Source organism: Microcoleus sp. AR_TQ3_B6 (assembly GCF_036702785.1).
GTDB lineage: Bacteria > Cyanobacteriota > Cyanobacteriia > Cyanobacteriales > Microcoleaceae > Microcoleus.
Genome location: NZ_JAUBVJ010000161.1, coordinates 1 through 7,776, shown reverse-complemented (window position 1 = coordinate 7,776; position 7,776 = coordinate 1). Strand labels below are relative to the sequence as shown.

Annotated in this window: 9 protein-coding genes; 5 read left to right on the top strand and 4 right to left on the bottom strand. The window is 42.1% G+C overall.

Translation table 11 applies throughout. The features are described 5' to 3' along the window. Positions 1-73 precede the first annotated feature (73 nt). Positions 74-781 carry a hypothetical protein gene (locus QUB56_RS35755; protein WP_332961106.1) on the bottom strand — a complete coding sequence of 236 codons (708 nt, stop codon included), beginning with the start codon at positions 779-781 and terminating at the stop codon, positions 74-76. A gap of 75 nt (positions 782-856) precedes the next feature. Here QUB56_RS35755 and QUB56_RS35750 point away from each other — a divergent pair, with 75 nt between their 5' ends. Both QUB56_RS35750 and QUB56_RS35745 read left to right on the top strand, forming a co-directional pair. Further along, positions 857-1,369, top strand: coding sequence for a hypothetical protein (locus QUB56_RS35750; protein ID WP_332961105.1), 513 nt, complete (start codon positions 857-859; stop codon positions 1,367-1,369). Between the two features lie 121 nt (positions 1,370-1,490). Next, complete coding sequence (locus QUB56_RS35745; RefSeq protein ID WP_332961104.1) at positions 1,491-1,862, top strand: DUF4087 domain-containing protein; 372 nt, start codon at positions 1,491-1,493, stop codon at positions 1,860-1,862. Positions 1,863-1,939: 77 nt separating this feature from the next. On the opposite strand, the gene QUB56_RS35740 is transcribed toward QUB56_RS35745, so the two are convergent. Continuing rightward, positions 1,940-2,068, bottom strand: coding sequence for a hypothetical protein (locus QUB56_RS35740; RefSeq protein ID WP_332961103.1), 129 nt, complete (start codon positions 2,066-2,068; stop codon positions 1,940-1,942). Positions 2,069-2,215: 147 nt separating this feature from the next. On the opposite strand from QUB56_RS35740, the gene QUB56_RS35735 reads away from it, so the two are divergent. Continuing rightward, complete coding sequence (locus QUB56_RS35735) at positions 2,216-3,850, top strand: protein kinase domain-containing protein (RefSeq protein WP_332961102.1); 1,635 nt, start codon at positions 2,216-2,218, stop codon at positions 3,848-3,850. A 34-nt stretch (positions 3,851-3,884) separates the two neighbouring features. Here QUB56_RS35735 and QUB56_RS35730 read toward each other — a convergent pair whose 3' ends face one another. Continuing rightward, positions 3,885-5,078: a transposase gene (locus QUB56_RS35730; protein ID WP_332961101.1), complete on the bottom strand. Its 1,194-nt coding sequence runs from the start codon at positions 5,076-5,078 to the stop codon at positions 3,885-3,887. A 515-nt stretch (positions 5,079-5,593) separates the two neighbouring features. Between QUB56_RS35730 and QUB56_RS35725 the strand changes: the two genes are divergently transcribed. Further along, on the top strand, positions 5,594-6,229 hold the full coding sequence (locus QUB56_RS35725; protein WP_332961100.1) for a hypothetical protein: 636 nt from the start codon (positions 5,594-5,596) through the stop codon (positions 6,227-6,229). A 229-nt stretch (positions 6,230-6,458) separates the two neighbouring features. Here the strand turns inward: QUB56_RS35725 and QUB56_RS35720 are convergent, their stop codons facing one another. Further along, entirely contained in the window at positions 6,459-6,830 is a 372-nt protein-coding gene (locus tag QUB56_RS35720) for a GDSL-type esterase/lipase family protein (protein WP_332961099.1), read from the bottom strand. Positions 6,831-7,255: 425 nt separating this feature from the next. Here QUB56_RS35720 and QUB56_RS35715 point away from each other — a divergent pair, with 425 nt between their 5' ends. Next, complete coding sequence (locus QUB56_RS35715; protein WP_332961098.1) at positions 7,256-7,498, top strand: DUF7219 family protein; 243 nt, start codon at positions 7,256-7,258, stop codon at positions 7,496-7,498. Positions 7,499-7,776: the final 278 nt, after the last annotated feature.

The following is a 7,776-nucleotide window of genomic DNA, read 5'->3' as shown; positions in this document are numbered from 1 at the left end:
ATTAATAATTAAATGGGGGCGAAAAATCAAAAACAAGGGTAATGCTTGTATCACAGTTTAAATGTGTAACAGCTTACCTATCCCTGCTAGTTGGTTTAAAATTTTGCACAAAATTCATCCACCGCTGAACCTTAGAACCGGTGATGTCTAAAATCGGAATAGAATAGACATCTGATTCAGGAGGGCCGCCCTCGGTATCTTTGGCAATGCTTGTGCGTTCTGGCTTACCTAAGCCGTAGGTTGAAGACATTTCGCTAGCTAAACTACAGGGAATTCTAAAGTTTCCCATGCGAATACTTCCATTACCTGCTGAATAAACCCATTCATAACCGGAAACGCCTCTAAACTGCTGGCACAAAAAATGGGAAGTTTCAAACATTTTGGCAAGATGAACATCGTAGAGACGAAGCTTGCCACCGTAAGCCGGTTGAGTGGTATCTCGATTGGGTGCAGTAAGTTGCATGAGGACAAAGCCTCCCCTAGCTTCTGTCCCACCATACCGAATGCTCAGCGGCACCTGGGTGCTATCTTGAGCCAGGATGATGTTAACCTTTTGAGTAAATTTAGCGCTGTCAGCCTCAGCACTAGGTTCTCTACCCAAGTAAGTAGGAGCAGAAAAAGCTAGGTTTGCAGGCAGTAATACAATCGCACAGGTCATTAGTTTTGCCAAATTGTGACGCTCTGCTTTTTTGGCGAGCGCGTATGTTTTACTTAGCACAGTGCGATCGGAGGTGATTGGTGTGCGATCGAGTTGGGGTTGTGGGAGTGGAGGTTTATACATAGGTTTTACGAGCAATGAGGAGATGTGCTGATTTGCGGGTAAATTAAGGGTTAACAGAACTTGAGAGTATTACTTATGAGAAAATTCCGCCTAGTAGCCTTGACGGTCAATTTAATAATTTTGGCTTCCTGTTTACCAATTATTGCACAACAATCTAAACGATACCCAACTGAGAATGAATTGCAGCAATTAATGAATCGGTTTCGCAATTTTGTGGCTTCGCCGTCGCCGGGGAATCGTGATTTTTATATTCGAGACCCCCGTAATGAAACGGAGACTCAGAAATTGAAAGCGTTTGTTAGAGCTTGGTTACCAGTTAATCCTGATGTAGCACCTTTTCTCGGTCAATGGACGGCACTAGAAGAAACTCAAAATATTTACCCTTCTACTCTTAAAGGTAAAGTTTGTATTATAGAAACTTTTATTCCCACAGAAAATGACAGGGGGATAAGTTTTGCTCAAGGAACTATCTCTGGAAAATCCATCAAAACCACTAATTTCGCGAGTCTCCTTCAACAAGGCAACTATTTAGGAGTCGCTTTTGTTAACACTAGAAATAATCAACCTGGTATCTACGAATACCCTTGACCTAAACCGTTAGTCGAACCAGCTAAATTAATGAGTTACCTTCCCCCAGCGGATAGAAATCGGTTGCTTCAACAATTTAAAGAAGCTGGTTGTAGTGATACTTTACCCAAGAGGTAATGAAATGATTAGAGTTATGAAAAGAAGCTTGCTTATGCTGGCTATCATCTCCTTTATTCCTGTCATAGCTTTGCCTGTTAAGGCTACAGAAACTAGGTGCGGATGGTTGCACAATCCCACACCTGCAAATTGGTATTTAAGAGACACAAATGGCACTTGGGTTATTTCCAGGCAAGGGGGATATCAAGCCGAAGGAATGGATAATATTCCCAGTGACGAAAAGGAATATGTCAGAACCAATGGTTATTATGGATATGGTTGTGCTTGTTTAGATGTAGCAACAGATTCCAATCGGATGAGGATTATCACGATTCAAGGCGGTGAAGCATTACCACTCTCGACTTGTCGCGAAGATCCAAATTTGCCAAAAGAATGAAATTAAAGTTATGACAATGTGCGATCGCTGCATCCTATCTGGCTATCTACTGCTGAGGTGTTACAAGTTATTGCAGTTTAATGCAGTAATGTAGCAAAAGTGAGATACTGTTGATTGTTGAAAGTGAGCGATCGCGCTATCAAATCGGGCTGATGATTGAGGTTGTGTACTAGGCGATCGCTTGGAAACAATAGACGCGATGACAATTTATAATCTCCGATGGTCGTACAAAAGACTGAACTCTATAGTTCCTGATGGGCAGGATGTAATGAGTTACGGGGTGGCAGGGACGCTTCCCAGTATCCAGTATAAAGATTACGCCCTCACCTCGATCCCTACTAACAAATGATAAAATGTTAACTCCCGGACAGGTTTTACAAGATAAATATACAATTGAGAAAGAGCTTGGGAAAGGTGGATTTGGAATCACTTATCTTGCCCAAAACAAACGGGGTGAGAAGTGTGCAATCAAAATTTTAAACAACCTCGATATAACTCCGCCCGATTACTTAAAAAACAAGAATGATTTATTTAATGAAGCACTCAAGCTAAAATCGTTTGAGCATCCTAATATTGTTAAGGTTTACGAAATAGTAGAAGAAGCCAACAATATTATAGGGATAGTTATGGAGTATATTGAAGGAGAAAGTTTAAATGGTAAACAACTAACGGAATCTGAAGCAATAGTATATATTCATCAAGTAGGAGACGCACTAACAGCTATTCATCAACAAGAATTATTACATCTTGATGTAACTCCAAGCAACATGATGGTGAGGCATAATAAAGAAGAAGTTGTTTTGATAGATTTTGGAGTTTCTCGGCAGTGGAGCGCAAGATTAACGCAAATATATACAGTCCAAAACACCCCTTTTTATTCCGCGTTAGAATTACATAATCCTCACCAACCTCGGACTCCAGCTACAGATGTATACTCTTTAGCTGCAACCCTGTACAAGCTTACAACAGGTAAAGAACCAGAAGGCGCTCCCTCCAGAGCATCTTATGGTTGCCCTCTAAAAGAGCCACAAAAAATCAATCCGCAAATTACTGACAATACAGACATAGCAATTATGTTAGGGTTAGAATTGAACCCTGAAGATCGACCTCAGTCAATAAAAGAGTTTTTGGAACTTCTAGATTCTCCTATCGGACAAATTTATTTAGATGGAAAGCGGGAACAAAAAAATATTAACCAATTACGAGTTAATTCATCACCTGAATTCGATAGGGCTATCCGTGTTTTTTCTATAAATGGGTTAGCTAAATATAAAGATAAGGCAAACAATGCAATTCCCGAGCTAATCAATTACTTAAAAGAAAAAGATGATATAATTTTTGGTGCTGCCTCTTCTACTTTAAGCCAAATAGGCTCAGCAGCAGCACTTCTTGCAAAAGTAATGAATGACAAGAAAGAGTCTCTTGAAGTTAGGAGACGTGCTGCTAGTATTGTATCGATAATTGGGGCAGAGAACAACGCAGCAGTACCCGAACTCATAGAGGCAGTTGGAGATGCGGATGCAGAAATTAGCTGGTATGCTGTTGTCACTATTGGAAAAATTGCTTTAGAAGCACGAGATGCTATTCCGGCTCTTATTAAGAAATTAGGAGCTCAAGAAAGGGGGATTCGGGCTTACAGCGCTTATGCTTTGGGACGAATGGGGCAAGATGCTCAGGAAGCGATCCCAGATTTACTAAAACTTATAAATGGAAATGAATCAGACGCGGTTTTTCTTGCTTCCCTTGAGGCTTTAGAAGCAATTGGATATGACATAAAAGAAATAAAGTTTTCAATTGAGGGGAAAGAGACTTCCGGGAACGAATATGTAAGATTCTATAGAGAAGAGCAGCGCAGGAAACAAAAAGAAGAAGAGAAAAAGCCTGGTATTAGAATTCCACGGATACGTGTGCTGAGTATGAATACACCTCCTCAAACAAAAAGTGAATGTTTGGATGAGGGTACTGACGCGGGGTATATAATTGGTTGACACTCCCCGACCTGAAGGCGCGAGGATTCTTGGTTCAATCAGTAGATTTGCTCGTTGATGTCGCCACCAATGAGTAGAGATCGGTCTGTCCCCAAGCGTTAATTTCGGTATGCCCTACCGTATTTAAATTGATTCCGGCTTGCTTCAACCCTTTCGCTAAAATGTTTTTCGCTGCGTTGTGATCGCGATCCAATACCGCACCACAATCACAAATATGGGTTCTAGTTGATAGCGTTTTCTTGACAGTATTCCCACAGGTTGAGCAGTCTTGAGAAGTGTACTGAGGTGCAACAGCAATTACTGTTCTGTTGTACACTTTTCCAAAGTATTCTAACCATTGTGCAAATTGTGACCACGCTGCATCACTAATTGATTTGGCAAGCTTATGGTTTTTAACCATATTCCGCACCTGAAGATCTTCGTAGACTACAAAATCCCTAGATTTTACCACGCACAACGCCGTCTTAATGGCGAAGTCTTTGCGCTGCCTGCTTACTTTCAGATGCTTTCTTCCTAACTTGTTGATCGCTTTTCTTCGATTGCTAGAACCTTTCTTCTTTCGAGAAATCCGCTTCTGCAATCTTTTCAAAGCTTTTTCACTTTTACGAAGATAGCGAGGGTTGGCAACCGTCTCACCATCGCTATCAGTATAAAAGTGGTTCAATCCCACATCTATCCCAATAGCAATACCTGTGAGAATAGGCTCCTCTTTTCGCTCCACGTTAATACAGAATTGGGCATAGTAGCCGTCGGCACGACGCACAACTCTAATTCGTTTGATCTCGTCAGGCGCATAGAAATGCAAATCCCGATTACCGATCAACTTAAACTTCCCAGCAGCAAAACCGTCTTTAAATGTCAGACATTTTTTGTCGGTAGAAAGTAGCCATCCTGACGTTTTGTATTCGACCGAACGAGTGTGTTTCTTGAACTGCGGGTATCCCTTTTTTCCTGGTTTCTTCGCTTTGCAATTAGCCAAAAAACGTTGGATAGCAAAAATGGCACGTTCGGCAGAAGCCTGACGTGCCATCGAATTAAGCTTACCTGCCCATTCAAACTCTTTTGCCATAATGGCGCATTGTTTGTACAGGTCAACTAACTTAACCCCTTGATTCTCTGTCCAATACCTAAGAGTTTTATTTCGGACAAATTGAGCCGTCCTAATCATCTCGTCAATGACTCGGTATTGCTGCGCTTTGCCTTTCAACTTAAACTCTAATGTTATCATTCAAATATCTTACCGTATTACGAAACACTATGTTTACAAAATGCGTATGTTTAATCATTATTTACACTTTATAGAAACTAAAGCCGTCCTATAAGGACGGGGCTTTAAACCCAATTTTTCTGGTAAAGCCGGGATACGGACCAAATATGACAAAACGTGAAGTTTTGTGTGCAACTCCCTTAAGATTGCGATCGCTCATATCCCCACGTACAGGAGGAATTGCCGGCTGTGCCGTTACCCCCGAACCAACTGTCACAACCCAATGAGTCTCCCGGAGTTGTGAATTCCTAAAGTTGCTGCGGATTTGTATAGGGGTGCAGGCGGTGCTAAAACTGTTCAGAGCGATGCCCGTGGACTGGTCAGAAATTGAGTCTCTGGAGAGCTTGCAAGTCCTTCTAAAAAATCTAGAATCTAGGATAAAGAATTCTATAATAAACAGTTTGTTGCGCTTGCTGGATACCTGTACTGGCAAGCGGGTTGGCAAGGGAAGAAGATAAACAGCGAAGGTTAGTAAAATGGATGAACTCGTCAAGAAAATAGCTGGTTTGGGCTTACCGGGTATCATCCTGGTGGTGACGATGGCTGCGACAGGTTTAACAGGATCCGCTGCAATTACAGCAGCTTTAGCATTTCTGGGCGGGCCGGCAGGAATGCTAGGAGGCATTGCCGTACTAGGTTTGACGGGATTGATTGCAGATGCTCTGACAAAAGTAGGGTTAGAGGACTTACTGACAGCGATTTATTGCCAAAGGCGCTTATCTGAGCCACATGGGAAACTTTTAGATGAGATTGAGCAATTATCCCTGTTTGATGGCGACATCAAACAAAGGCTCAAGCAAACTGTGACAGATGGATGCGGTTGTTCAGCAGCCAGCGGTGCAAACATTTCAGATATTACCAGGCAGGCTCGCGCCATTTTAGAAGCTGTCCCAGGAATGACACCAGCACACCACAGGGATTTTAACAGTTCCCATCCGATTATCAGACTTAGGGATGGGACAGCGGTTAGAGCTTGGAAAAACCCCCTTGGCGTTGACCACATTTTTTTAGAGGCACCGGATGGCAGAATGATTTATGGCGGCTACGTCGGCTGGATTCACCGTGAGGGCTTGAATCAGGCGCTCTCGCAAATGAGAAGAGACTTGACATAAAGTGGATAGGGTGGAAAGCAGACCGCAAATAAAAGTTAAGTTTTCAACCACTGCCATGCTCTTATTAAGAGCTAAAGGTCATCTAGCAGAGACTTAAGGACTAAATCACTTACAATTATCAAAAACTGTGGCTGATTTTGATTGTCAGTGTTCTACTACTTCGCAGTAGCTAAAAGCTTATAATTACCGCGCTCCCTGCTGGACAACAAACAAGTGTTACTATTCAAACTTAACACTCATTGACTCCGACATTAATCATCACTAAATCTGGCTTTTGGTCGATCGCGTCTTTGTGAAAGCGCGCTTGCATATCAGTCGCCTTGTTACCGGAGATTCCGGCGTTGACGATTTTGATTTTGCGATCGGGATAAAGAGCACTCAGATAGCGTTCCATCAGCCAAACGTAACCTCCGGGGTATTTTCCTGCCTCGGTGATGCTGTCGCCCACTATCACAATTTTGCGCTTGCCGGCGAGTACGTTCTGGATTTCTGGGGGTGGCGTTGCTTCAGATACGAATTCTTTAAACATGGGAATTAAGGAGTGAGGAATGTTGAAGGCGATCGCAGCAGCAATTACTGCGATGGCAAGTCTGATTAACACTTGCCGGTTCAGGAGTTTGGGACGGGGCGATTCCCTTCGGGTTAGCTTCGCTTGACGCACATTGGGAGACCTTACGCAGTTTTCTACTCAAATTCTAACTATTTATGCCTGCAATAATATTATCAATTTTGGGGGGTTTTGTCATTTATTTCAATAAGTCAGCCTGGACGAACAACCAGGTTTTGACGCCAAATCCGAAGTTATGAGCCTTAGCCCAGAAACCTTATTCTTGAGCCAGGATGCAGAAGTTTTATAAGTGAAATTACTGATGTTTTTGTCTCCTCATCTCTCAGTGTAATTGCCATCACAAAAAAAGTCCCAAAAATTCATAGGATTTTTGCTAGTTAGAGCACAACTTGAGAAGGAAATCGCGGTTTATAATATTGATAAGTTCCGGAAAAAAGTTTTCATGCGAGGTTAAAGCAATGGTAGCAAATTCTAATTTTTTATATCCTCAAAATCGCTATTACGGTGAAGTAAAGCCAGAGAATTTGATATTTAATGCGAATTTACAAGAGTTTTCTCAGCGGGTGGGTTACATCACGTCCTTGACATCTAACGGTAAAATCTCTGTGGAACAGGCATTTACTCAGATCGAAACACTCTGGGAACAGGTGGAAAAGTCCAAAACGCAGTTGGGAATCGGCGAAAATCCATTTTCAGATTGAATAATTAGCGGTTGGCTTTGACTTTGGTTTACCCACCATTGATGCCGATCGATTAATCCACAGCTTAAGATGAATCCCCAACGTTATAAGTTTCATGAAAAGAGCTGATGCTGCTTTGTGCTAACATTAGAGATAGAAACTCATTGGTCTGTACAAAGACCTAAACTGGGAAACAGACAAGCATTTCTAATAAAAGCTAGAGATGCTTGTCTGCTATAAAAAAGCAACTGCTTTACGCGGCAGCGTCTAGGCCCGTTACTCCCTAAATCCCTACCAGG